Raw genomic sequence first — 24,219 nt, 5'->3', positions numbered from 1 at the left:
CGCCGCCGCGGGGACCGGACTAGGTGCGGAAGACGGGTGCGTCGGAGGCCAGGGCTGCCTGGTATTCGTCGCGGATCTTGTCCCCGCCTTCACTCTTCCAGCGCTTGACGGCGTTCTGGAGTTCATTGATCTTGGCGCGGCCGGTGACAACGTCGGTGACCTTGTCGCGCAGCTGCTTTCCGATCTTGGCGCCAACCTTGGCGTTGGTGTCCGAGTAGGAACCGTTGGTGGGGTTGCGCCAGGCGATCTCGAGCAGCTTTTGCTGCTGCTGGTTCACGTAGCGGGTGTCATCGTCGAAGCCCGGGTTGAAGTTGACGTTCTCCGGGCTGGACATGATGGTCAGCGCCGAGACCAGGCCCGGCGCGTTGGTGGTGCCCGTTTCGGTCCGGAGCGGGTTGCCGTTTCCGTCCAGGGTGTAGTCCTGGCCCAGCTCGCCATAGTTCTTCTGCAGGTATTCGACCGTGCCGAAGGGGGCGGAGAGGTAGTTCATCAGCGCGAGGAGCTCACGGATCTTGGATTCGTCGGCCTTCTTGAACGGGGTGAAGCCCACTGTTCCGTAGCCCATGTCGTAGGTCGGCGTGACCTTGCCGTCGGCGCTGAACGGAACCAGGATCTCGAACCCGGCGGTTTCGTTGAGGGCGCGGTAGTCGTTGAGGTCGTGCGGTCCGCTGACCACCTGGGCGCCGACGCTGCCGTTGGCAACGCGGGCCCGGATGTCCGTCGCCTGGGCATCAGGGTAGAACACGCCGGCCGCGAACATTTTGGCCACGAATTCCACGCTGGCCGCGTACTCGTCGGTCTCGTAGAGGTTGGTCAGGGTGCGGTCCTTGTTCACGGCCCAGCCGTTGGGGGCGCCGAACCATTCACCCACCATGTGCAGGGCGTTGATATAGGACGGTTCCAGCGCATACTTCTGCTCGCCGGGACGGGTGATTTCCTTGGCCTTCGCCAGGAATTCGTCCGCATTGCTGGCCCCGAAGCCGCCCACCTCGGCCCAGGTCTCGCGGTTGCCGATGTAGACCTGTCCGAAAGGCGTGCTGGGGATCGGTGCGCCCCAGATCTTGCCGTTGACGACGGCGGTCTTCCAGGAGTCCGGTTTCAGGGCCGCCAGGTTGGGGTACTCAAGCACGGCGTCGCCGGAGAGGTACGGGGTCAGATCCTGGAACTTGGCTTCCAGCATGGGGCCGATGTTAGGGATGCCCTGGTTCGGCGGAACCCACATCATGTCAGGGAGGTCGTTGCTGGCCAGGACGGTGGCGAACTTGGCGGGGTAGCCGTCGCCGATGTCCTCGGCGATCTGCAGTTCCAGGTCGCCGCCCAGCTTGGCATTAAGTCGCTGCCAGAAGGGGTTGTCCTTCATGGCGGGACTCATGGTGTCGAAGGTTTCGGTCAGGCCCGTCACCTTGCCCTTGAGCGGCGCGTCCTTGACGGACTGCACGGGTTTGGGCAGCTTGAAGTAGGCAGCCTGCAGGCCCTTGGCGTTGCCCGCCAGGTCCGGAGTCAGGCCGGTAAATTCCTTGTACGTGGGCAACTTGACCGAGGAAGAGGCGGAGGCGCCTCCGCTGGTGGAGCCGCCGCCTCCGCCGCATGCGGCGAGTCCCGCGGTGGTAATGGCAAGGCCTGCAAGGCCAAGGAATCCGCGGCGGCTGACGCCGGCCGCTCCTGAGATGGTGCTGGTCATGGAAGGACCCTTTCTTAGGTGGGTTGTATCGATGCTTCTTGCGTGGAGGGCATAGCTTGAGCCGGACGCAGCCGGGATCAGCCCTTGACTGCCCCGGTGATGACGCCCTTGGCGAAGTGCTTCTGCAGGAACGGATAAACCATGAGGATGGGAACCAGGGCCACCACCACCACAGCCATCTGGACGGACTGCGGCGGCGGCGTTGTGCTGATGCCCAGCTGTTCGGCAGCGCCACTGCCCTGGACAACGAAGTTGCGCAGGAGCAGTTGGATGGGCCACTTGCTGTGGTCGTTGATGTAGAGGAGCGCGTTGAAGAAGGAGTTCCAGAAGCCAACCGCATAGAACAGTCCGACGACGGCGATCACGGCTTTCGAGAGCGGCATCACGATGCGCCAGAGGATCTGCCAGTCGCTGGCGCCGTCGATCCTTGCGCTTTCGATCAGTTCACCGGGGATGTTCATAAAGAAGGACCTCATGACCACGAAGTTGAAGGCCCCGAAAATGCCGGGCAGGATCAGAGACCAGAGCGAGTCCAGCAAGTCCAGTTGGCGGATCATCAGGAACGACGGAATGAGGCCCGGGGCGAACAACAGCGTGAAGAGGATCGCCAGGATCACCGGCCGGCCGAACAGAACGGACCGGCTGGTGGCGTACGCCATGGTGATGGTGACGAAGAGGGCCAGAAGGGTGCCCACCACGGTGATGAACAGGCTGACCCCGAGGGACTGGATGACCATGGGGCCCCTGAAGATGGTGGTGTAGGCCTCCAGTGTGGGCCGCTCGGGCCAGAGGACGAAGCCGCCGGCCCGCGTTAGCTGTTCGTTGTCCGCCAGGGAAGTGGACACAACCAGCAGGATCGGGGTCAGGATGGAAATGCTGAAGACGATCAGCACCAGGGCCTTGACGGTTTGGTAGAAGGGCGAGGGCCGCTCTTTCCAGACTGGGCGCTTGGGGTTGTAGCTCAGTGCCTTGACCTTGCGCGCGGCCAGGGGTTTCTTGGTGGATAGTGTGGTTGCCATCGTGTGCTCTCCTTGTCCGGTAGCCGGGCTGGCTAGCCGACCTTCTTCGCAAAAATTCCGTCTTCGCCAAAGCGGTGGGCAAGTTTGTTGGCGGCGTAGATCAGCAGGGCGCTGACCACTCCCTTGGCCAGGCCGGCCGCGGCGCCGGAACTCCAGCCTCCGCCGACTACGCCCGTGTAGTAGGTGAATGTGTCCAGGACCTCGGCGGCTCCGGCCCCAACAGCGTCGCGCTGCAGGATGAACTGTTCGAAGCCCACCGAGAGTATGTCGCCGATCCGCAGGATCAGGAGCAGGACGATGACCGGGCGGAGCCCCGGCAGCGTGATGTGCCACAAGCGGCGCCAACGCCCGGCGCCGTCGGCGGCTGCCGCCTCGTAAAGCGAGTTATCGATGCTGGCCATCGCGGCCAGGAAGATGATCATGGCCCAGCCGGCGTCTTTCCAGATCATTTGGACCACTACCAGGAGGGGGAACGTTTCCGGGTTGGTCATGAACGGCACGGCTTCCATGCCCAGCTGCCGCAGGGTGTTGTTAACAAAGCCCGCTCCGCCGAGCATCTGCTGGAAAAAGGCGATGACCAGGACCCAGGACAGGAAGTGCGGCAGGTAGGCGATGCTCTGGAAGACCCGGCGGACCCGGGTACTCACCAGCGAATCGACCACCAGCGCCAGCACAAGGGGTACAGGAAACAGGAAGACGAGCTGCCAGGCAGCCAGGTACAGGGTGTTCCAGAACGCATGGACGAAATCGGGGTTGCCGAAGAGGTCCACGAAATTCTGCCACCCCACCCAGAGGCTGTCACCGATGCCCATGTAGGGCTGGTAGTCCTGGAACGCGATCACGTTGCCCAGGATGGGGATGTAAAAGAACAGCAGCAGGAACGCCGCCCCCGGCACCATCATGAGCAGCATCTGCTTGTCACGGCGCAGGCGGGACCGGAAACTCTGCGCGGGCACTTTGCCGGGTTTGACTTTGCGTATGCCAGCTTCCGGCGCCTGACCTCCCGGCCGACGCACTACCGGCGGTGCCGGGCGTTCTTCCGTCGTCGATTTCATACGTCTCCTCGGGTACTGGATTGCTTAGTGGCCGTGCGTTGCCGTGCACAGCTGGTCTTTAATCGTTTAACCAACATAAGTGATCCACATCTCATGTGCAAGATTATGATCGTATTGATTTATAAAAAGCACTTTTCATCACGAGATTGACTCATTCTGATGCTCCATCCGTTGGCGTGTGCCCGAGCCGAATAGCAGTACTGAAGGTGCTGGGCGGTGTCAGCTGGCGATTCGCCGCGCTTATCCCTCCGTTTTGGGTCCATCTGGAAGCATCATTGCCTAGACATTTCATGAGCGTATATGCTGTAAAACAGTCATAAGTACTCAAAGCTGATCCTGGACCGCGCTGTCCGGATCGGCGTTCGCTTAGGAGAAGACAATGGTTGAGACCGTGCTGGGGACGTTCATGGAGCAGGAACTGCTCTCCCAACCCGACATATGGACACGGGCCATCGACCAGTCGAGGTCCGAAGACCTGTTGCCCGCGGACGGGCTTGCCGTTGCTGTCATCGGCTGCGGAACGTCATGGTTCATGGCCCAGAGTTATGCGGTCATGCGGGAGCGTCTTGGCAAAGGACTGACGGATGCGTTTGCTGCCTCTGAGGCTTTCCTCAACCACAACAGCGCTCCCAGGACGTACGACGCCGTCGTAGTTATCACGCGCTCGGGCACCACCTCCGAGGTGCTGGAAGTGGTGGCCGGCCTGCGCGGGAAAGCCCCCACCGTGGCCCTGATCGGGGATTTGGAATCGCCCCTGGTGGGTCTTGCCGATACAGTGATCGGTTTGCCTTACGCCGACGAAAAATCTGTGGTGCAGACGCGGTTCGCTACCGCTGCGCTGGCGTACCTGCTGACCAACCTCGGCGTCGACCTGACCGAGGCCGTCGCCGACGCCCGGGACGCTGTCAGCACGGAAGTTCCGCATGAGCTGTTGGACGCGGAGCAGTTCACCTTCCTTGGCAGCGGGTGGACGGTCGGCTTGGCCCACGAGGCCGGGCTGAAGATGCGCGAAGCAGTCCAGGGGTGGACGGAGTCCTATTCGGCCATGGAGTACCGCCACGGCCCCATTTCCATAGCCGCGCCGGGGCGGGTTGTCTGGCTTTTGGGCGATGAACCGGCAGGGCTCGAGGCCGACGTTGCCGAGACCGGCGCACTGTACATCCATGGCGGACAGCACCCCCTGGCGCAGCTGGCCCGCGTGCACAAGGTCACGCTGGAACGGGCCCGGGCGCGCGGCCTGAACCCTGATGTTCCGCGGAACTTGTCACGCTCCGTCATCCTTGCTGCCACTGCCACTGCCACTGCCACCGCCACGGCCGGATAGGTAAGGTCATGGTCCCCAACCTGATGCCGCAGCCAGGAAACCTGCTCGGACCTGCCCCGGGCGATGTTATGGCTTTTGATGTCGGGGGAACCGACATCAAAGGAACAATGCTGAGCGCATCGGGTGACTTGCTTGATGTAGTGCGTGTCCCCACACCCCGGGACGGAGCACGGACGGCGGAAGCCGTCCTGGACCGGGTCCGCGAGCTGAGCAGGGAACTTTCCGAGCGCTCACCCGGGCTGCAGGCGAAAGCTGCAGGTCTTGTCGTTCCGGGGATCGTGAACGCGCGTGCAGGAGTGGGTGTCTTCTCCGCGAATCTGGGATGGACCAACTTCCCGTTCAGGGCAGAGTGCGAAAAACGCCTGGGGCTGCCCGTCGCCTTCGGCCACGACGTGACTTCGGCAGGCATAGCTGAATTCGAGCTTGGTGCCGGCCACGGATTCGACGATGTGGTGGTGATCATCATCGGTACAGGAATTGCCGGAACGGTTTTTGCCGGCGGGCTGCCGGTGACAGCCGGTGGTTATGCGGGAGAATTCGGGCATTCGCTGGTTCCCGATCCCTCCGGAACCGGGACCGAGATCCTGGAATCGGTGGGGTCCGCTGCTGCCATCGCCCGACGGTACACGCGAATTTCCGGCAATGCCGTAGACGGAGCCAGCGAGGTCCTGACACGCATGCAGGCCGGCGACATCGCTGCCAGACAAGTCTGGGACGAAGCCATCGACGCCTTGGCGTTCACTGTTTCACAATGCATCACCGTCCTTGGCACGGAAGCAGTCATCGTCGGCGGCGGCCTGTCCGAGGCCGGTGATGAGCTGTTGGTACCGCTGCGCCGCAGGGTCGGGGAGCACCTGACCTTTCACCGGCGCCCCGAGATCCTCCAAGCCAGACTCGGCCAGGACGCCGGTCTCATCGGTGCCGCCTTGGGTGCACGGTCACTCCTGGCAGCCGAATCAGGACAAGCATGAAACGCATAGTTACGGTCACCCCTAACCCGGCCGTGGACATGACATACCGAGTCCAGCGGATCACGCCCGGGTCAACCCATCGTGTAGCCACCCCCCTGATCAGGGCAGGAGGGAAGGGCCTCAACGTGGCGCGGGTTGCCCACCAACTGGGGTTTCCGGTTCTTGCACTTGCCCCGGCAGGGTCGGGCGCCGCCAGCACTGAGTTCAAGGCCGAACTCTCATCCAGCGGCATGCCCCACCGGATAATCCCCGTCGAAGCAGACACCAGGCGCAGCATTGCGGTCGTGGACACGTCGAAGGCTGACACCATCATCCTGAACGAACCGGGGCACCACCTCAGCGCCGCCGAATGGCAGTGCCTTCGGGCGGCTGTGAAGGATTCCCTCGTTCCGGGCGAAGGGATCCTCGTCGGATCGGGGAGCCTCCCTTCCGGGGCGGACCCTGACTTCTATGCCTCTTTGGTGACGTTGGCACATCACGCAGGTGTACGGGCCATCATCGATACGTCGGGACCGGGCCTGGTGTCTGCTGCCAGGGCAGGAGCTGACCTGGTCAAGCCGAACCATCACGAACTGAGGGAGGCCACGGGCGAAGACGACCCAGTCGTGGCTGCCTGCCAGCTGATCAGGATGGGAGCTCACCGTGTGATGGTCAGTTCCGGTGCGGCAGGAATGATGATGTTCGACGCGGCTGATCCGGCCATGTACTGGCATGCCCGGCTTCCCTACGGCCTGGGCGGCAATCCCACAGGCGCCGGAGACGCAGCCGTGGCCGCCGCAGCAACATGTCTTTCCGAGGGCATCTCGAGCCCAGATGACATTCTCCGGGCCGCGACCGCATGGTCGGCCGCTGCCGTCCTTATGCCGGCCGCGGGGGAAATCTCACCCCAATACGCAGAACTTGCCGATCAACTGATCGTGACCCAGAAGGAGATCCCATGACACTGGCCACCACCCGCGAGCTGATGGACCAGGCCGCAACGCGCTGGGCCGGACAAGGTGCGTTCAACGTCATCCACCTGGAGACGCTGGAGGCTCTCATTGCGGGAGCGGAGGAAGCCGAACTTCCAGTGATCCTCCAGATCTCCGAAAATTGCGCTAGGTTCCACGGCGGCCTTGAGCCCTTGGCACTGGCGTCGCTGGCTGCCGCCGACAAGGCATCCGTTCCCGTTGCCCTACATCTGGACCACGCCGAGTCTGAAGAGCTCGCTCGCCAGGCTGTTGACCTGGGTTTTGGTTCCGTGATGTTCGACGGATCCCGGCTGGACTATGAGCAAAACGTCGCAGCTACCCGTCGCGTCAGTGACTATGCCCGTGCCCGCGGCGTATATATCGAGGCTGAGTTGGGCAAGGTCGGCGGGAAGAACGGGGCCCATGCCCCGGGTGTGCGCACGGACCCGGCCGAGGCCGCGGCTTTCGTAGCGGCCACCGGCGTGGATTCGCTGGCTGTCGCCGTCGGCTCATCCCATGCCATGACGGAACGAAATGCCTCACTGGACCTCAGGCTCATCGCCCGGCTGAAAGCGGCCCTGGACGTCCCCCTCGTGCTGCACGGTTCGTCAGGAGTCTCCGACGCGGCCATCGTCGCCGCCATCTCCGCCGGCATGACTAAGATCAATGTGTCCACCCATTTGAACGGGTTCTTCACACGGGCCGTCCGAGAGTATCTGGTCGCAGACCCGGCGGCTGTAGACTCGCGAAAATACTTCAAGGCCGGACGCGCAGCCTTAGTGCCGGAAGTTTCCCGGCTGTTGAGGCTGTTCGCGGACAGGCCCCATGCCTGAAAGGCTTCGAATGACCCGCACCGACCGGCTCGCAGCGATACTTGATCTGCTCGCCGAGTCGGGGGAAATCGAGATCGAAGAGGTTGTTGAGAAACTCGGTGTCTCACCGGCCACGGCCCGTCGCGACCTTGACAGCCTCGCCAAGCAGCAGCTCCTCACCCGCACCCACGGGGGAGCAACAACCGGTTCGGTGGCCTACGACCTGCCTGGGCGCTACAACCGGGACGACAACGCCGAAGCCAAGCAACGTATCGCCCTGGCAGCTTCCGCCCTTGTTATGCCGGGGTCGGTCATTGGCCTTTCGGGAGGAACCACGACGACGGCCCTTGCCCAGGTGCTGGCCACCCGCCCGGACCTCAGCGTGAGATCGGACCGTCCGATGTTGACTGTGGTAACTAATGCCATAAATATTGCGGCACGCCTGGCGGTCCGGCCAAACATCAAGGTTATGGTCACCGGAGGGATCCTGAGTCCGCGCTCCTACGAACTCGTCGGTCCGTACACCGAGCTCCTGATGGACCGGATCGCCCTTGACATGGCATTCATTGGGGTCAACGGCATCGATCCCGTCCTGGGTCCCACAATCTCCGACGAAGGCGAAGCCGCAATCAACGTCCTGATGGCCCGCCGGGCAGCGGTGTCCTACGTACTCGCTGATTCCTCCAAAGTCGGCAAGCGAGCCTTTGCAACCATGGCCGGCTATACGTTCGCGCGGCTTCTCACGGATGCGGGCATTTCGGCTAAGGATCGGGCCGCCTTCGAAGCCACGGGAACCAAAGTGTCCGTCGCTTCATAAGCTTTCCGGGCTGCAGGCCGCGGTGATCTAGACGCAGCCGGTGCCCGGCCGCATTACACAAACGCTCGGCTGGGTACCCCAGCCGAGCGTTTTGCGTTCTGTTCTTGTTTACGTATTGCAGACGAACCTTGCTTCTGCCCAGTCTGCCCAGTCGTCGCCCGTATCATCGCCGTTACTGTAGGCGATGAGCTCGACATCGTGCCGTCCGGTGATATCGACGTTCAGCGGCAACGCCGCGGTGTCCGCGCTGACGACGGGGCTTCGGTACAACTCGACGCCGTCACCCTTGACAATGAAAATCACGGAGCCGTGAAGTCCCTTGTTCAGTTTGATGTCGTCAACACCCACCGTGGCCTCGAAGGACTGGCACTTTGCCTGGGTGTTGATCCTGACGCTGGAGTTGGCATGCACGCCGATTCCCTTGGCATAGCTCCGGCCATCGAGCTTGATCGCGGGACCGTCGCCAGCCGCGCTCTCGCCGTTGGCCATGTCGCGCTCCGCCGGTCCCCAGCCGTTGGTGGAACTTGCCCAGGGAAGGTCGGAGGCGAACACCGTGCCGGAGAGTTCTCCGGCGGACGGCGTCACAGGCGGGGCGGTGGCGGAGCTGGAACAGGTGAACTTTGCCTCCGCCCAATCGGCGTGGTCGTTGCCGTTCCCATCCCCTGAATCGTTGGCCACCAGGTCAACGTAGGCGGCGCCCGTGACATCCACCGTGAGCGGCAGCGGGGCACTCAGCGCACCCAGGACGGGGGTCGTGACCTTCGTGGCGCCGTCGGCCACCACGGAGAACTTCACACTGCCGCGTGTTGCCTGGGCATCGTCGATGCCCACCACGGCCGTGAAGGAGGTGCAGTAGCCGCCGAGGTAGTAGCGGACCGTGCTGTTGGCGTGGGCGCCGAGGCCCTTCGCGAAGGCCGTGCCGTTGAGCTTCAGCGGGCGGCCGTCGCCGCTGCCCTGCTCGCCGTTGGACATGTCCTTCTCCACCGGGCCCCAGCCGTTCGTGGCGCTCACCCACGGGTGGTCGCTGGCGAAGACCGTGGCCTGCGGCGGCTTGGGCAGCGTTCGCACCGAGGTGCTGGTGCTGATAGTGCGCGCACCGGCCGGCTCCGTGGTGGTGGTGTAGCGGGCCGTGGCCTTGACGGTGTAGTCGCCATCGGCGTCCGCCGGGGCGGTCAGCTTCCAGGTGGTGGCCAGGCGTCCGCCGGCGGGGAGCGTGGCGGCGGTGGCGGGAGTGGCCGGGGTTGCCGTCCAGCCCTGCGGCAGTTCGAGTTCCACGGCCAGGCCCGCGATCGCGGCCGGTTCATCGGAAACGAACGTGGTCACGAAGTCCTGGGCCTTGCCCTGCTGCACCACGTCGCCCTGGAGGGCCGCGCTGAGCTGGGCACAGGCCGGTACGGCTTCGGACGCGCCGAGGTCTTCGACCAGGAGGTTGTCCAGGGTGAAGTCGGAACCGTTCGAAGAACCGGTGCGCTGCAGGCCGACGAAGTAGTCGCCGCAGAAGCCGGTGTCCAGGACCTGCTCAAAGCGTGCCGTGGTGGTCTGCTCGCCGAGGGGCTGGCTTCCGGTCACTGCCGGACCTGCCTGGGAATCGTAGCCGGAAACCCAGGCGTACTGCCCTGCCTTGGAGTTCTGGTAGTCGAAGGAGACCTTGTACTTGTGGCCTGCCTGGAACGGCACGGTATGGCCGGTGGTGCGGTAAACCATGCCGGGGCCGCCGTTGGGGGCGAGGTTTTCGTCGTGGGCGATGAGCGACCAGGTGCCGCCCAGGACCTCGTCGATGACGTTGGTGTTCCAGCCCTTCTGGGTGAAGGGTGCGTTGCGTTCGGTGAGGTGCGTGCGGGGATCGGTGGAACCGCCGGCGTTGCCCTTCACAAACGGTCCCCAGCCCTGGTCAACGTTCTCAAAGTCCTCACTGAGGACGCCGGTGGTGGGAACACGCTTCGTTTCCACGGCCCGGAAGTCGTCCACGCGGACCTTCGCTGTGCCGTCGCCTGCCTGGAAGCTGATAGTGGGGCGGGTGCCGTTCGTGGGGACATCGATGAGCACGCGGAGGCGCTGGAAGTTGGTGCCGGTCTTTTCATCGGCCGCGACGAAGTTCGTCGCGTTGGAGCTGTCCACGGTGATGGTCTCGGTCTTGCCTCCGGGAACCTGCACCTCCAAGGTGGTGGGGCGCGTCTGGCCGGGCTCGATTTCGACGACGGCGCTGACGGAATACGTGCCGGCCTTGAACGGCAGCAGCTGCTGTGAGATGGAGGATGCGCCGGCGCCGAGTTCGGCGTAGCGGCGGCCCTTTGCATCGCGGACGATCGCGGCCGTGCCTGTTGGGCTCCACTTGTTGAGGTCCGCGGCGTTGAAGCCCGGGTCATTGATCCGGGTGCCTTCGCCGAAGGAGGCGTCGGCGGGGACGCTGACGGTGGCGGCGTTGGCGGTCAGCACGTAGGGCTGGCCGGGATCGGCGGCGAGGGTGACCTGACCATTGACCACCGGGATGTCGGCCACCTTGATGCGTCCGCTGTCCGTCAGTTTGAACTGCTGGAGGCTGGTCGCGTTGCGGTAGGCGTCGGTGAGCGTCCAGGTGGTGCTGCCGCCGGCCGGGTTGTGGTGGTAGAGCTTGTCCAGGGCGCCGCCCGCCGTGGAGGCCCAGGGGAGCAGGTACTTGTCGCCCTGGAGCACGGAGACGCCGTTGACCGTGATGTCGCGTGCCGCGGCCGTGTTGCCAGTGACTGCCACGCCGTCGGCGAGGTCGATGCGGTCGGCGGTCCACTTGGTGATCTCGTGGTGCTGCAGGTACTTCGCCGGCAGGTTGGCGGTCCAGATGTTGTTATAGAACGCGTTGTAATCGTTCTGGCCCGTCCAGCCTTCGAATTCCACGATATGCGAGACGCCCAGCTTGGCGTCCGGGTTCCAAACGTCGGACTGCGTGTTGTTGATGAAGCGCAGGATCTGCGAGTTGACGCCCTTGTTGGTGCTGCCGCCGTACTTCTCATCATTGGCCCAGTGCGACCAGGTGTTGTTGCGGGAGAGCTTGTCGGCCCACTCGGAACCAACGCGGAAGCCATTCTTGATGAGTTCTTTCTGGATGGTCTCGGCGAGCCAGCCATATTCGTAGTAGACGTCCACATAGGCGAAGTCGAGGTTGTCGTCGGTGGCGTCGGCGAGTTCCTTGATGCGCTGGGCCAGTTTGCCGGAGTTGATGTCCTGGCGCTGGTTGATCGTGTAGGACTGATCCAGCCAGTTCCAGCCGAGGCGCTTGTCCGCCGTCAGGAGATCTTCGCTGAAGGACTTGGCCTCGGGGTAGATCTCCGTGGCGTTGATGTGGACGCCGAAGGAGGCATTCCATGCCTTGCCTGCCGAGACAAGCTTGTTGAGGTCTTCAAGGCCGCCGGCCCGGGTGTTGAAGTTGTCGCCATAGTCCGTGTTGGCCGAGTCGTGGCCTTCGCTGGTGAAGCCCTTGAGCATGGCCACCTGGCCGAGGCCGTCGGTGGCCAGGGAGATGCGCTTGACGTCATCGAGGGTCCGCAGGAACGGGTGGGTCGCCTGCGAAGCGAAGTTGAACGGGATGTGGGTGATGACGTTGTCAGGTGTCTGTTCGCCCTTGAAGGCCTTGACCTCAATCGATCGCATGGCGATCGCCGCGTCCTGCCAGTCAACGACGGAATCTGCGTTGGCGTCCGTGGTGATGGCCACCCGTGTCCACGGCAGTTCCTCGGTCTGGTCGGAACCGGCGGTCCTGTAGAGCCACTGTCCGCTGGCAACGCCGATTTTCACCCCGCCGGCACCGTCGCTGACGGCTTGGCGCCAAAAGCGCCCCTTGTCCTTGGCGCCGGGGCCGGAGGAAGTGTCGTAAAGGGAGTTGGATTCGAACGCGGCTGCGATTTGGGAAGTGTTCGCAAGCACGTAGGCGGAACTCTTGGCAACAGCATCCAGGGGAGTTGCACCGGTTACCGGAATAAATTCATCACCGGTGGCGCCGCGGTCCACTGAAAGGTCGGCAGCAGAGACCTGCGCGGCGGGTTCAGCAGAGGACACAGTTGCAAGGTTCAGCTTGGGCAGCTGCAGCGTCGAAACCTTGTTCTCCGCTGTGTCATTGATTTTCGTAACGTTGAAGTTGACGGCGCTCCCCTCTACTGAGAGGCGGGCCTCCAGCGTGATGCCACCCATTCCGGGAACAGTCATGACATAGTTCACCGACCCGGCGTCGGTCTTGGCTGACGTCGTCGAAACCAGATGTTCCGTGCCGTTGATGGTGATCGTGTTCAGCTGCTCTGCGGTGCCGTGAAGCATGGCGCCGGTGCGTACATCCGTGTACGTCACCACCTGTGGAAACGAAGCGGATACCAAGACGGAAATCTGATCGGACGTGATTGTTTCGGTTCCCGGCAACGGCGCAGCTTGCGCAGCTGAGATCGACAGGAATGGCAGGGAAGCGGAGGCCAAAACACACGCCAAGCTCAAACTGGTGAGCCGCCGCGGTGACAAAATATTGGACATAAATGATCCTTAACGATTTTTTAGGGGCGATATCGCTCATGTGCTTGCATCGTTAAAAGAGTGCGGGTCAAAAACTCATTTGGCAAGGGGGTCGCGTTCGAAGGATGCGGACGGACCGTGCAGAGCCGAGGAGGAGGCCAGGCCTACGTAGAGCCGAAGATCAACGTCCGGGAGGGCAGGTGGTGGCGCGAATGATCAGCTCCGGTGCCACGACTTCGGGTTCGAAAGTGGTCCCCGGCTCCTGCAGCTGACGCAGCAGGTGCACAACGGCCCGACGTCCGGTCTGCTCGAAGGACTGGCTCACCGTGGTGAGGGGCGGATTCGCGTAGGCGGCCAGGGCAATGTTGTCGATTCCCACCACTGAAACGTCCTCAGGTATGCGCCGGCCAAGCTCGCTCATTGCCCGCATGAGGCCAAAAGCCATCTCATCGCTTGCAACCAGGACAGCGGTAACGTCCGGCATCCGGGCCAGGAGGAGGCCGTTGCGGTAGCCCGATTCGGGGGACCAGTCTCCGTAGAGTTCCGGGGGAACTTCACGTCCTGCCTCAGTCAGCGCCGCCCGCCAGCCGGCAACGCGGCTGATGGCATCCGACCATTGGGGCGGTCCGGCCACATGCCAGACGGTGCGATGTCCAAGGCCAAGGAGGTGCTCGGTCGCGAGGCGGACAGCGACGGACTGGTCTATTGCGACAACGTCTGCCGACGAAGTGCCGGATCCGTCCAGTGTGACCGTGGGCAGAACGCGGATGAGCTTTTCCAGCGGCTCGTCGAGATCGATGAGGGGGACAGCAATAATCAGGCCGTCAACGCCCTGCTCAATGAGCCTGTTGATGGCCACACCCACCGCCGCTGCATCCAGTGAGGCCGTGGTGGCCGTGTTGACGGTATAGCCCGACTCCCGGGCGGCCTGTTCAACTCCCAGGGCCAAAGCGGCCCGGGAGTAAAAGCTTGATGCAAGGGTAATGAAGCCGACTGTCATGGAACGCCCTGTTGCGAGGGCGCGGGGCATGTGGTTGAGCCTGTATCCCAGCCGTTCGACCGCCGCCAGGACTTTCGCGCGGGTGCTCTCCTGAACGTTGGGATGGCCGCTGAGAACCCTGGAAACAGTCTGTGCCGATACCCCCGCAGCCAGAGCTACATCGCGCATGGCTGTACCGCGTCGTCCCGCCTGTGCTGTCACTTTTGCCCCCTAGTTTTAGCCTCCCAGCCAGTATAAGTCAGTTGTTATCCGTAACCCTGTTGGCGCACAAACGATCGAAAACTCTTATCGATTGGGGGTTGTTATGGGTAACATTGCGTGTAATACTCGTCACTTACAGGGACCGGCCAGCTTCGTCGGTACCCACCGGCAAACGAATCTGGAACCCGTTCCGCTTTCTGCCACTCAAGTCACTTCGGCCCGTTCGGGCTGTCCTGCTGCGGTCACAAGGAGAAAAAATGAAAAAGTCAACCGTTTGGGCTGCGGGTGTGGCCGCAGTCGGAGCTTTGGCCCTGACGGCGTGCGGCACCGGGGGAGGCGGTGAGCCGGCAACGTCCGGTTCGCCCGCAGGCGTTCAGGAAGTAAAATTCTGGGGCTGGGCGCCTGGCTACGCTGACGCCGTCAAGGCCTTCAACGCCTCCCACCCGGACATCAAAGTCGTTTACGAAGAGGTCCAGCCAGGTGCCAAGGGCGGCTACGAGAAAATGCTCAATGCGGTCAAAGCCGACAGCGCGGCCTGCCTGGGACAGGTTGGGTATGAAACCCTGACAAGTTTCGCGGCCCAGGGCGCCCTGGAAGACGTCACCAGCTACGCCAGTAAGAACGAGGGCGAATACGTTGACTGGACCTGGAAGGCAGTGAGCCCCGGCGGAAAGGTCTATGCCGCACCTGTTGACACGGCTCCGATGGCGCTGTTCTACAACAAGGAGCTCTTTGCCCAGCACGGCGTCGCAGTGCCCACAACGTGGGACGAATACAAGCAGGCCGCTGAGAAGCTCAAGGCCGCGGACAGCAATATATCCATCTCTTCGCCTTACCTGAACTACGACTACGCCGGCTTGGCCTGGCAGGCCGGAGCTCCGTGGTTTGGTATCGACGGCGACAGCTGGGACGTTTCGCTCGACTCGGACGCCAACAAGAAGGTGGCCGATTACTGGCAAGGTCTGGTGGACGCCAAGGTCATCAGCGAGGCACCCATGTACGATCCTGCCTGGTTCAAGGGACTGGGTGACGGCTCCATTGCCACGCTCGTTGGCCCCGTGTGGCAAGCCGGCGTCATCAAGGGTGACGCCAAAGCCGGTGCCGGCAAATGGGCTGTAGCTCCCATGCCCCAGTGGGCTGCCGGGGAGGACAAGGTTGGCAACGCGGGTGGCTCGGCTACCGCAGTGCTCAAGGGCTGCGACACTCCTGAGGCTGCCTGGACCTTCGCCAACTGGATGAGTACCGATAAGGACGCCTACTCCGCACTGATCGAAGAGGCGGCCCTGTACCCGGCCGCGAAAGCACTTCTTGACCTGCCGTCCCTGACCAAGCCCGATGAGTACTTCAGCGGCCAAAAGATCTTTGACGTTTTCAAGGCTGCCTCGAACAACGTGGACACCAGCTGGGTCTGGGGACCCAACATGCCCCAGACAACCAAAGACCTGGACGACGGGCTCTCAAAGGCATGGGCCGGTAACGGAACACTCGCCGACGCTTTCAGCGCCGCGCAAACCAAGACAGTGGATGCCCTCAAGGCCCAGGGCCTGAGCGTCAAGTAAACAGACGGCCAAGAAGACGGCCGACGACGACGTGTGGCCGGCCTCAAGAGCGCGGCCGGCCACACTGCCGCTGAAACGCCAAACACGATTTCTACCAAGGGGAGGCACCATGAGTGCGTCGACCAGTTTGGGCCATGCCTCGGGCATGAAGCCCAGGCCCAAGCCAAAGGCACGAACCAGCGGACGCCTCCGCACGCCCGTAATGTTCCTGGCACCGTTCCTGATCATCTTCATAGCCATGTACCTGGTTCCCATCGGATTTGCCCTCCAGCAGAGCTTCCTTAAAACCCAGCGATCGGGCTTGGGACTGGGCGGGCCGTCCACTCCTGTTTTCGACCCATGGTTCAACTACGGACGCATTTTCACTGACGAGGCATTCATTGGATCCCTGGGGCGCGTGCTTGTCTTCGGCGTGGTGCAAGTCCCGCTCATGCTGGGCTTTGCCTTGTTGCTCGCCCTCCTGCTGGATTCAAAGTCGATCCGCGGCAAGTCGTTCTTCCGGCTGACCAGCTTCATGCCTTACGCCGTGCCCGGCGTCATAGCCGCCCTCATGTGGTCCTTTCTCTACTCGCCATCCTCGAGCCCCATCAACAACGCGCTGGCACCACTGGGAATAGACATCCCCTTCATGAGCGAGGAGCTGGTGCTGTGGGCGGTGGCCAACATCGTGACCTGGGGATGGACCGGCTACAACATGATCATCATCTATTCAGCCATCCAGACCATTCCCGCCGAGGTGCTGGAATCTGCAAAGCTCGACGGCGCGTCCCCCGCGCGCATCGCGTGGAACATCAAGATCCCCATGGTCCGCCCGGCGATCATCCTCACGGCTGTGTTCTCCATCATCGGCACGGCGCAACTGTTCAACGAACCAACTGTCCTCCAGGCAATCTCGGGCGGCTCCATCAACTCGGCCTTCACACCCTTGATGTCGGCCCGCGCCGCAGTGCAGTCCCAGGACTATGCCTACGCCGGAGCCCAGTCCGTGGTGCTTGCCCTTCTCGTCGGAGTCCTCTCCTTTGCCTTCTTCAAGCTCACCAACCGAGGTGAAAAGTGACTCTGCACGCTAGGGACAGGGTCACTGTTTCGACCCCGACAAACATCCGTCCAAACAAGCCAAGCAAGCCAAGCAACCGAAGCAAGCCCGGCAGGAGTTCAGATCGCGAAACTACCCTGACCAGCCGTGTTGGTGTCCTTGCCGTCATGCTCGTTTCCGCCCTCTATTTCCTCCTGCCGGTTTGGTGGCTTGTTGTTGCCGCCAACAAAAAGCATGGCGAACAGTTCTCCGGATCCGGGCTCTGGTTCGATGGCGTCCACATCATCGAAAACGTCCGCATCCTCATGACGGAGGGGGATGGGATCTTCCTGCGCTGGATGCTGAACAGTATTCTCTATGCCGGGCTGGGAGCCACAGTCGGGACGTTCTTGTCCGCCATGGCCGGCTATGCGCTGGCGAAGTACAGTTTTCCGGGCCGCGGCCTGATTTTCTCCACGATCCTCGCAGCAGTACTGATTCCCAAGATCATGTTTACGCTTCCGCTGTTCATGATGTTCAGCAACGTCAGCCTGATCAACAACCCCCTGGCAGTACTGCTCCCGAGCATCGTGAGCCCTTTCGGTGTATACCTTTCGCGGGTATTTGCTGCGCAGTCAGTTCCCGATGAGCTCATTGAAGCCGGGCGGCTCGACGGAGCGAGTGAATTCCGGATCTTCTCCGACATCTCTGTTCGCGTCATGGCGCCAGCACTCGTCACGATTTTCCTCTTCAACTTCGTTGAAATATGGAACAACTACCTGCTGCCCGCCATGGTGCTGAACGACTCGGCCCTGCAACCGGTCACGGTAGGACTCGTTGCGTGGAACGGCAGCAACGGAAATGTACCGCAAGCGACGGTTGTCGTCGGCGCATTGCTGTCCATCATTCCCCTCATCGTCGCCTTCCTGTGCCTCCAGCGCTTCTGGCGGGCCGGACTCACCGCGGGAGCTGTCAAATGACAACCAGCACCACCACATCCACCCGGCCAAACCTCGGCGATGAACCGAACATGGCCGAGCTCGGACAATTCCCAACAGCGGCCGCGCTCACCTACGACGGGAACGGATTCTTCCGTCACGGCCGATCCCACCGAATCCTGGCCGGGGCCATCCACTACTTCCGCGTCCATCCCGGCCAATGGGAGGATCGTCTGTCCCGGCTCAAGGCTATGGGCCTGAACACCGTCGATACCTACGTTGCCTGGAATTTCCACCAGCCGCGCGCAACTGACGTGCCGGACTTCAGCGGCTGGCGCGATCTGGAACGCTTCATAGAACTCGCAGGCAGCCTCGGCATGGACGTCATCGTCAGGCCTGGCCCGTACATCTGCGCAGAATGGGACAACGGAGGCCTGCCGAACTGGGTCACAGGCCGCGACGACATCGCCTTGCGTTGCAGTGACCCGGTTTTCCAGTCCCAGGTCGAAGAGTGGTTCGACCACCTTCTCCCGATCATCGAACGCCAGCAGGCCGCCAACGGGGGCCCCGTCGTCGCCGTCCAAATCGAAAACGAATACGGCAGTTACGGGGATGACCACAGCTATATCCGCTGGAACCGCGACGCACTACTGGACCGGGGGATTACCGAGCTGCTTTTCACCGCGGATGGGGGCACCGATTACTATCTCGACGGCGGCGCCATCGAAGGCACCCTGGCGGCAGCCACGTTGGGGAGCCGCGGGGACGAGGCCATCGAAATATGGAAACGGCGCCGTCCTGGTGAACCCTTCCTGAATATCGAGTTCTGGAACGGCTGGTTTGACCACTGGGGCGAGAAGCACAACACCCGCGACGCCGCGGATGCTGCCGCAGAAATACGGAAGATCCTTGACGGGGGCGGTTCGATTTGCCTGTACATGGCCCACGGCGGCACCAACTTTGGTCTCGGCTCCGGAAGCAACCACGACGGGACCAAACTGCAGCCCACCGTGACGAGCTATGACTCGGACGCTCCGGTGGCCGAACACGGTGCACTGACCGAGAAGTTCCACGCGCTCCGGGCCGAGTTCCTGCGGCTGGGAACGGGGAGCCAAGAAATACCAGCCGAGCTCCTCGCCCGGACGCCCACACTTTCCCCCCGGCAGCTTGCACTCACCCGCGGGCCACGGATGTTGGACGTGGTCCGCCATGCGGCCGCCCCGGTACGGAGTCTCCGGCCACTCAGCTTCGAAGACCTGGGGCTGCCGGCCGGCATGATCCTGTATCGAGCCCAGGCCAGCCTGCCTGACCGCGACACCACCATCAGGATCGTGGACCTGCACGACCGCGCCTATGTCCATGTCAACGGGCAATTCGTTGGTCTGCTGGATGCCAACAGCGGCTGGGACGGTGTAACCGTCAGGGGCGACGGATCCGAAGTGGAGCTCGAAATAGTGGTTGAGAATCAGGGCTACATCAACTACGGACCACGCTACGGAGAGCGGAAGGGCATCCTGGGGGGAGTCCTCATTGACCAGCGCTACGTGTTCCACTGGGACCAGACGCCGGTGGCCCTCGCCGATTTCGACGCGGCCCGGCTTGCAGAACTCCAGACCGCAGCAAGCGGCTCCACCCCGGAGACACATACCCCGGAGACTCATACACCGAACGGCCTGGCGACCGCCACCTTCCTCATCGATGAACCGGCCGACACGTTCATTGCCCTGCCCGGTTTCGCCAAGGGGTTCCTGTGGATCAATGGAGTACTGCTTGGCCGCTACTGGCAGGAGGGACCCCAAGTAACCCTCTACGTTCCGGGCCCGCTGCTGTCACCCGGAGAGAACACCATCGTCGTCCTGGAACTCGAGAATTTTGGCGTGGAACTGGAACTGGAATTGCGGGCACAACCGGAACTCGGCTCGACCACAAGGCATCAGGAGTCCCTCCTCTGATCAGCTACGCTGGATCAGTCCTCCGCGATCACCGCAACGGAACCAGCGCCCGCACTATCACCCGCACCAACCGCATGCCGCGTCAGGGACGGCACGCCCCCCCAGCGGATACTCGGTGAGAGTCTGCACCGCTTCGGCCCCCGCGAGGTGGACATGCTCGCTCCACACCGAAGACACCCCGCCGCCGCTCAACTTCAACCGCCCGCCGGCCAGCAGCGGATGGAATCCCTCCACCCGGATCCCCAGCAGCTCCCGGAAAGCGCCGGGGTAGCCGCCCATCCGGATGTGGCCTGCCCGTCGACAATCCTGCTGAAATACGTCACCAGCACTGTGGCTCCGGCCCGCGCGGCGGCGGCAATGTTTGCGGCGGCCGCGTTAGTCACCGAAGAGCGTGCACACCAGGACCAGGCCGTAGCCCTCCAGCGACGCGGACGGATGGACCAGATCCACCGCGACCCCGCGCAGGAACAGCGAGTGACGCTTATGACAATGCCGCGGCCGAGACAGTGATGGGGATGTTCAAGAACGAGGCCGTCGCGAAGGATTCACCGTTCCGCAGCGGGGCGTTGAAGACCTAAACCGACGTGATGGAGATCGTCTTCGAGTGGGTCCACTGGTGGATCACTGTACGGGGCGTTCCAACCGGCGGAACAAACGTACAAAACCCTCCCAGGTCCGAAACATATCGCGGATCTGGGAGGGTTTTGTGCGTTTGTTAGGACGAGAAAGCCACCTCCAGGGTGAGGGCGCCGGGGTGGGGGATTCGCAGGAGGTGCTGCCGGCGGTCGCCATCTTCGAAGATGGTACGGGCGGTGTCCGTCAGGGTCACGTTTTCTCTGGCGCCCCACTTCAGCTTCATTTTGACGCCGCTGCGCGTGAGGCACAGCCCCGTCGCCGCGGCCGCTGAGTTCTGCCCCCACGTCGGGGACCCACTGCCACTGCCCAACCATTGCAGCGCATCGCCTTGTTGAAGCAGCAGCGGGATCTGCTCGGTGCCGGCCGACGGGGCCGTGACGGTGCGGGTGAAGCCGGTGTCGGCCACGTCGGTGACTGTCTTAATCCCCGTCGCGGAGGACGCGGTGATGCTAAAATCGCCCGTCACCGCGCCGAGCCCAGTGATGGCGACCGGTGCTCCACCGGAGGCAAACGCCGCGGTCAGCGTCGCACGTGCCTCATCGACCCCGTCACCGAGAATCGTGCCCCAGAAATCATCGTCAACAGCGGCATTGTTAAACCCCACGATGGTCGTACCCATTGTCGGGTGCCACAGCAGCTGCGAACCATTACGCACCCTCGTCGACGCGCGTTGCCCAAACAGCGAGGCGAGGTAGTAGCGCGGGCGCCGGACAAACACAAACTGCATCCCCAGCACCCCTGTCCGCGCCTCCGTGAACCGTGACGACGCAATCGTGGGCAGGGCGGCAAGCGCCGCCGAGCGGTCGGCTGCACTCGCCAGCGGCGCGTTCGCGGTAACGTGCATCCACAGCCGAGGAGATGTGTTCTGCTTCGCCCGCCCCACAATCGGATCGGTCGACGCAGCCCACTGGGCACGCGCCGTATTGACGGTGCTGACGCTGGGACGATACGCAGCAAACCCTGGCACAGCCGGGAGAAGCTCCCCGGTGAAAGCCGTGCGGTCCCGCGCGTCGCTGAAAGCGTCCGTGATCGGAACGCTGCCACCCGTGCGCGCGGATGCCGAACCCATGCCGATATATCCGGATCCATCGGGCTCACGCACGGTGACCAGACTGAGTATCCCGAGCCACCGTTCAGCCATATCGAGCAGCCGTTGGTCGCCGGTGACCCGATAAAGGTCGGCCATATCGGGTACCTGGACCTCATGGCTGTACGCCAGATCAAGCCCGGTTGGTTCATAAAACCATCCCCCGGACGCTTGTGCGCGGGCGGAGAAGACACCGATGCCCGTATCCACCGCCGCCGTCAGCGCACTGTCGCCAAGAGCCTCGGCGGCATGAGCGCAGCCTACGAGCCCCGCGATGGTCTGATTGGCAAACCGGATGATGGTTGTTGGTGTGCCCCACGTGGTCGAATTGCTCAGATCGAGGAACCAGGACGCGGCCAGGCGCAGAGCATCCTCCATCTGTGTTCGTCGAGCCGGGAGCACGGATGCGGCCTCCAACTGCCGATACGCCTCCGTGAGCGACACCAGACCAAAGCCCGTCGCTGCCCTGCTGTGTTCGACGGCCGAATACTCAGGCCAGGACCCGTCGCTGTGTTGGAGATCGAGATAGAACCCGATCGCAGCATCGAGTCGGGCAAGCAGTGCGGGGTCACCAGCGTAGGGGTTCCAACTGCGCGCATTCGCATAGAACCAGGCGAGCGTGGCAACGTGCTCCTGAACACGAGCGTTAAAGGGCTCCGAAGGTGTGCGCCACCATCCGCCCGACATCCATCCGTGCATCGGACCGCCATCGGTGACGATGTCGTTGGCCATGGCCGCCACGATCACAAGGTAGTCGGCCAGCACCTGTTCCACGGGATCAAAGGCGGTTCGATCCGAAGGGGTGGCGAGTTCCTGCACTAAGGGCAATGCGCCACCGGCCGTGGTGGCCGCCGCGGGCGACAGCCGCCCGGGAGGCGAAAGAGTGAGGACCGACGCGGCGGCAAATCCGCCGATGATCAACCCCCTCCGCGTCAGAATGGGCTGGATTGCACCGGGCACCTGGTCAGACGTCGTCATCGACGGTCCTCTCTCTTTTTTGAACGCCGCGCCGGATGGCGCGTCGAAAACTACCAGCGCAGCGCCGGGTCCCAGCGCAGCTGTGCCCCATGGGCAACCAGGTCGTCCTGGAATGTGGCGAGGAGGCGCTCATCGTTGCGAACCGCCCGCGGGGTGATGGCGCCCGCCACCGCAAACGACGCAATCGCGCCCGCGGCCTCGCCAATCGACCACTCGACTGGCTGCAGCCGATAGCTGCCATTTGTGATCTGCGTGGTGCCGATATTCTTCGCGGCTGCGAGGAGGTTGTCGACGCGGCGGGGGATGAGCGCGCCGAGCGGGATTTCAAACGGCTGCGGTCGTCCACCCCCGCCGGGATGTCCACCGGTGGAGGGATGCCGATCAATCCAGAAATAGTGGCCGACGCCCACCGAGTCCGGATACGAGACCGCCGGGTTGTCGCCGAGGATCTCAACGGAGAAGTCCTGCTCCACGATCGTCCGCTCGGCCAGGATACGCCGCGACTCCCGGTAGTAGGGCACCTTGGCGAAGCCATCGGCCGTGCCGGCGATATCGGGACGAAGACGCAATCCCGGCCATCCGGTGCCACCATCGGGGCGAGGTGCCTCGGTCTGCAGCCAGTAAAGCAGGGATTCGCTCAGTTCCTTCGCCGCGGCTCGGTGCTCTGCCGCATCCGGGGTGCCAAAGAGTGGGCCGCCGATGTAGTCGTTCATGGGCCAGTTGACGATCGTGACGTCGCTGGCGAAGAAGCCGGGCTGGAACTGCCGACGAGCGAGAATGCGACGGTACGTCCACAGCTCCGGCGCTGCGCCCATGTTGCGGTGGTCCACGTCGATCCCAGACGGGTCATCGTCGGGGTTCGGCGTGAGCAGATACGCCCGAGCGGGATCGCCGGAGTGCTCCGGTGCCCGCCCGAAGCCCAGAATCCGCTCGCCGTGCAGCTGCGAGGGCCGCCAGTCGCGGAAGTGTTCATAACGGGCGGGGCGATCGATCGTGTGATCCTCGCCGTCTCGATGATCTATGGCAAAACACCAAGTCACCCCCTGCATGTCGAGCAGGTCGGCCGTATCGGCGGCGCTCGGCTCACCAGTCTGTTCGCGGGACTCACGACCGGTCACGTGCTCCACGCCACCGAGCTCCAGCAGATCGCCAAGTTCCGTCGCGTCGAGCACAACGGACGCCGAGACCACGATCTCGGCACCGTCTGCGGTCTCAAACGTGACCGCGTCGATGCGGTCCCAGGACGTGGCAACGGAGACGGGTCGTGTCTCGAGCAGGATGGTTAGCTGCCCCGCCGAGACAAAGGGGCGAAGCAGGCCGTCGATCACCGAGAGGATCACGCGAGGCTCAACGCAGACCGGGCTGACCCAGCCGGCACCGGGGTTGAGATGCGCGTCGGCGGCCGCCTCGTCGGTGAGCGGATAGAAGTCGCGGTAGTGGGAGCGCAGCAGATCGCGGAATCGTGCATAGCTCGCGTTGCGTCCGGTCGTTTCGACACGGATGTGCTCGTCGCTCGGCACCAGCTGTGTCGTGAGCTGCCCACCGAGCCAGTCCGTTTCCTCCGTGAGGACAACGCGCCGTCCGCGCTCCAGTGCCGCGAGGGCTGCGGAGACACCGCCAACGCCTCCGCCCACGATCAGGATTTCGGTGTCTTGCTCGGTCATCATCAGCCTTTCAATATTTATCGCAAATTTATGCTCTAATTCCCGAGAATAATTGCACGAGTATCGTAGAGCGTCAAGTCTTTCGACGCG

16 protein-coding genes and 1 pseudogene are annotated in these 24,219 nt (G+C 63.1%); 9 read left to right on the top strand and 8 right to left on the bottom strand.

The features are described from left to right. Window positions 1-19: 19 nt before the first annotated feature. The 3 genes from NIBR502772_RS20295 to NIBR502772_RS20285 form a co-directional block, all read right to left on the bottom strand. Window positions 20-1,681 carry a sugar ABC transporter substrate-binding protein gene (locus NIBR502772_RS20295; RefSeq protein WP_141141540.1) on the bottom strand — a complete coding sequence of 554 codons (1,662 nt, stop codon included), beginning with the start codon at window positions 1,679-1,681 and terminating at the stop codon, window positions 20-22. A 77-nt stretch (window positions 1,682-1,758) separates the two neighbouring features. Then, complete coding sequence (locus NIBR502772_RS20290; protein WP_141141539.1) at window positions 1,759-2,700, bottom strand: carbohydrate ABC transporter permease; 942 nt, start codon at window positions 2,698-2,700, stop codon at window positions 1,759-1,761. 32 nt (window positions 2,701-2,732) lie between these two features. Then, window positions 2,733-3,755: a sugar ABC transporter permease gene (locus NIBR502772_RS20285; protein WP_141141538.1), complete on the bottom strand. Its 1,023-nt coding sequence runs from the start codon at window positions 3,753-3,755 to the stop codon at window positions 2,733-2,735. Window positions 3,756-4,134: 379 nt separating this feature from the next. On the opposite strand from NIBR502772_RS20285, the gene NIBR502772_RS20280 reads away from it, so the two are divergent. From NIBR502772_RS20280 to NIBR502772_RS20260, 5 genes are read left to right on the top strand one after another with little or no spacing between them, the layout of a single operon-like run. After that, on the top strand, window positions 4,135-5,079 hold the full coding sequence (locus NIBR502772_RS20280) for an SIS domain-containing protein (RefSeq protein ID WP_141141537.1): 945 nt from the start codon (window positions 4,135-4,137) through the stop codon (window positions 5,077-5,079). An 8-nt stretch (window positions 5,080-5,087) separates the two neighbouring features. Further along, entirely contained in the window at window positions 5,088-6,050 is a 963-nt protein-coding gene (locus NIBR502772_RS20275; RefSeq protein WP_246848608.1) for an ROK family protein, read from the top strand. Then, complete coding sequence (locus NIBR502772_RS20270; protein ID WP_141141536.1) at window positions 6,047-6,991, top strand: 1-phosphofructokinase family hexose kinase; 945 nt, start codon at window positions 6,047-6,049, stop codon at window positions 6,989-6,991. The genes NIBR502772_RS20275 and NIBR502772_RS20270 overlap by 4 nt, the downstream gene beginning before the upstream one ends. Then, window positions 6,988-7,833, top strand: coding sequence for a class II fructose-bisphosphate aldolase (locus NIBR502772_RS20265; RefSeq protein ID WP_141141535.1), 846 nt, complete (start codon window positions 6,988-6,990; stop codon window positions 7,831-7,833). Before NIBR502772_RS20270 ends, NIBR502772_RS20265 begins: the two co-directional genes overlap by 4 nt. 10 nt (window positions 7,834-7,843) lie before the next feature. After that, window positions 7,844-8,629: a DeoR/GlpR family DNA-binding transcription regulator gene (locus NIBR502772_RS20260; protein WP_141141534.1), complete on the top strand. Its 786-nt coding sequence runs from the start codon at window positions 7,844-7,846 to the stop codon at window positions 8,627-8,629. 108 nt (window positions 8,630-8,737) lie between these two features. Here the strand turns inward: NIBR502772_RS20260 and NIBR502772_RS20255 are convergent, their stop codons facing one another. Further along, window positions 8,738-12,970, bottom strand: a complete 4,233-nt coding sequence (locus tag NIBR502772_RS20255) for an endo-alpha-N-acetylgalactosaminidase family protein (protein WP_246848607.1) — start codon at window positions 12,968-12,970, stop codon at window positions 8,738-8,740. Between the two features lie 310 nt (window positions 12,971-13,280). Next, window positions 13,281-14,267, bottom strand: coding sequence for a LacI family DNA-binding transcriptional regulator (locus NIBR502772_RS20250; RefSeq protein ID WP_141141532.1), 987 nt, complete (start codon window positions 14,265-14,267; stop codon window positions 13,281-13,283). 290 nt (window positions 14,268-14,557) lie between these two features. Between NIBR502772_RS20250 and NIBR502772_RS20245 the strand changes: the two genes are divergently transcribed. The 4 genes from NIBR502772_RS20245 to NIBR502772_RS20230 all read left to right on the top strand — a co-directional run bounded on the left by NIBR502772_RS20245 (window position 14,558) and on the right by NIBR502772_RS20230 (window position 19,764). After that, on the top strand, window positions 14,558-15,859 hold the full coding sequence (locus NIBR502772_RS20245) for an ABC transporter substrate-binding protein (protein ID WP_141141531.1): 1,302 nt from the start codon (window positions 14,558-14,560) through the stop codon (window positions 15,857-15,859). 109 nt (window positions 15,860-15,968) lie between these two features. Next, window positions 15,969-16,916, top strand: coding sequence for a carbohydrate ABC transporter permease (locus NIBR502772_RS20240; RefSeq protein WP_210412330.1), 948 nt, complete (start codon window positions 15,969-15,971; stop codon window positions 16,914-16,916). A 146-nt stretch (window positions 16,917-17,062) separates the two neighbouring features. Further along, the gene (locus NIBR502772_RS20235) at window positions 17,063-17,854 is read left to right on the top strand and encodes a carbohydrate ABC transporter permease (RefSeq protein ID WP_141141530.1); all 792 of its coding nucleotides are present in this window, start codon (window positions 17,063-17,065) and stop codon (window positions 17,852-17,854) included. After that, window positions 17,851-19,764 carry a glycoside hydrolase family 35 protein gene (locus tag NIBR502772_RS20230; protein ID WP_246848606.1) on the top strand — a complete coding sequence of 638 codons (1,914 nt, stop codon included), beginning with the start codon at window positions 17,851-17,853 and terminating at the stop codon, window positions 19,762-19,764. Before NIBR502772_RS20235 ends, NIBR502772_RS20230 begins: the two co-directional genes overlap by 4 nt. 59 nt (window positions 19,765-19,823) lie before the next feature. On the opposite strand, the pseudogene NIBR502772_RS20225 reads toward NIBR502772_RS20230, so the two are convergent. The 3 genes and pseudogenes from NIBR502772_RS20225 to NIBR502772_RS20215 form a co-directional block, all read right to left on the bottom strand. Further along, window positions 19,824-20,238, bottom strand: a pseudogene (locus NIBR502772_RS20225) (beta-galactosidase trimerization domain-containing protein); the annotation flags it as partial. 241 nt (window positions 20,239-20,479) lie between these two features. Next, window positions 20,480-22,465: a hypothetical protein gene (locus tag NIBR502772_RS20220; protein ID WP_141141529.1), complete on the bottom strand. Its 1,986-nt coding sequence runs from the start codon at window positions 22,463-22,465 to the stop codon at window positions 20,480-20,482. A 50-nt stretch (window positions 22,466-22,515) separates the two neighbouring features. Further along, complete coding sequence (locus NIBR502772_RS20215) at window positions 22,516-24,132, bottom strand: FAD-dependent oxidoreductase (RefSeq protein ID WP_246848605.1); 1,617 nt, start codon at window positions 24,130-24,132, stop codon at window positions 22,516-22,518. Between the last annotated feature and the right edge of the window lie 87 nt (window positions 24,133-24,219).

Origin of the sequence: Pseudarthrobacter sp. NIBRBAC000502772 (genome assembly GCF_006517235.1) — a bacterium.
GTDB lineage: Bacteria > Actinomycetota > Actinomycetes > Actinomycetales > Micrococcaceae > Arthrobacter.
Note: the sequence above shows the minus strand (reverse complement) of the source record. Positions and strands in the feature narration are given on the sequence as shown.

Excerpts from the sequence above, each read along its gene's own strand:
- NIBR502772_RS20275 (WP_246848608.1), top strand. The coding sequence starts at position 5,088 with ATGGTCCCCAACCTGATGCCGCAGCCAGGAAACCTGCTCGGACCTGCC.
- NIBR502772_RS20280 (WP_141141537.1), top strand. The coding sequence starts at position 4,135 with ATGGTTGAGACCGTGCTGGGGACGTTCATGGAGCAGGAACTGCTCTCC.
- NIBR502772_RS20290 (WP_141141539.1), bottom strand. The coding sequence starts at position 2,700 with ATGGCAACCACACTATCCACCAAGAAACCCCTGGCCGCGCGCAAGGTC.
- NIBR502772_RS20215 (WP_246848605.1), bottom strand. The coding sequence starts at position 24,132 with ATGATGACCGAGCAAGACACCGAAATCCTGATCGTGGGCGGAGGCGTT.
- NIBR502772_RS20265 (WP_141141535.1), top strand. The coding sequence starts at position 6,988 with ATGACACTGGCCACCACCCGCGAGCTGATGGACCAGGCCGCAACGCGC.
- NIBR502772_RS20270 (WP_141141536.1), top strand. The coding sequence starts at position 6,047 with ATGAAACGCATAGTTACGGTCACCCCTAACCCGGCCGTGGACATGACA.
- NIBR502772_RS20295 (WP_141141540.1), bottom strand. The coding sequence starts at position 1,681 with ATGACCAGCACCATCTCAGGAGCGGCCGGCGTCAGCCGCCGCGGATTC.
- NIBR502772_RS20250 (WP_141141532.1), bottom strand. The coding sequence starts at position 14,267 with ATGCGCGATGTAGCTCTGGCTGCGGGGGTATCGGCACAGACTGTTTCC.
- NIBR502772_RS20220 (WP_141141529.1), bottom strand. The coding sequence starts at position 22,465 with ATGACGACGTCTGACCAGGTGCCCGGTGCAATCCAGCCCATTCTGACG.
- NIBR502772_RS20235 (WP_141141530.1), top strand. The coding sequence starts at position 17,063 with ATGCTCGTTTCCGCCCTCTATTTCCTCCTGCCGGTTTGGTGGCTTGTT.
- NIBR502772_RS20285 (WP_141141538.1), bottom strand. The coding sequence starts at position 3,755 with ATGAAATCGACGACGGAAGAACGCCCGGCACCGCCGGTAGTGCGTCGG.
- NIBR502772_RS20240 (WP_210412330.1), top strand. The coding sequence starts at position 15,969 with ATGAGTGCGTCGACCAGTTTGGGCCATGCCTCGGGCATGAAGCCCAGG.
- NIBR502772_RS20230 (WP_246848606.1), top strand. The coding sequence starts at position 17,851 with ATGACAACCAGCACCACCACATCCACCCGGCCAAACCTCGGCGATGAA.
- NIBR502772_RS20260 (WP_141141534.1), top strand. The coding sequence starts at position 7,844 with ATGACCCGCACCGACCGGCTCGCAGCGATACTTGATCTGCTCGCCGAG.
- NIBR502772_RS20245 (WP_141141531.1), top strand. The coding sequence starts at position 14,558 with ATGAAAAAGTCAACCGTTTGGGCTGCGGGTGTGGCCGCAGTCGGAGCT.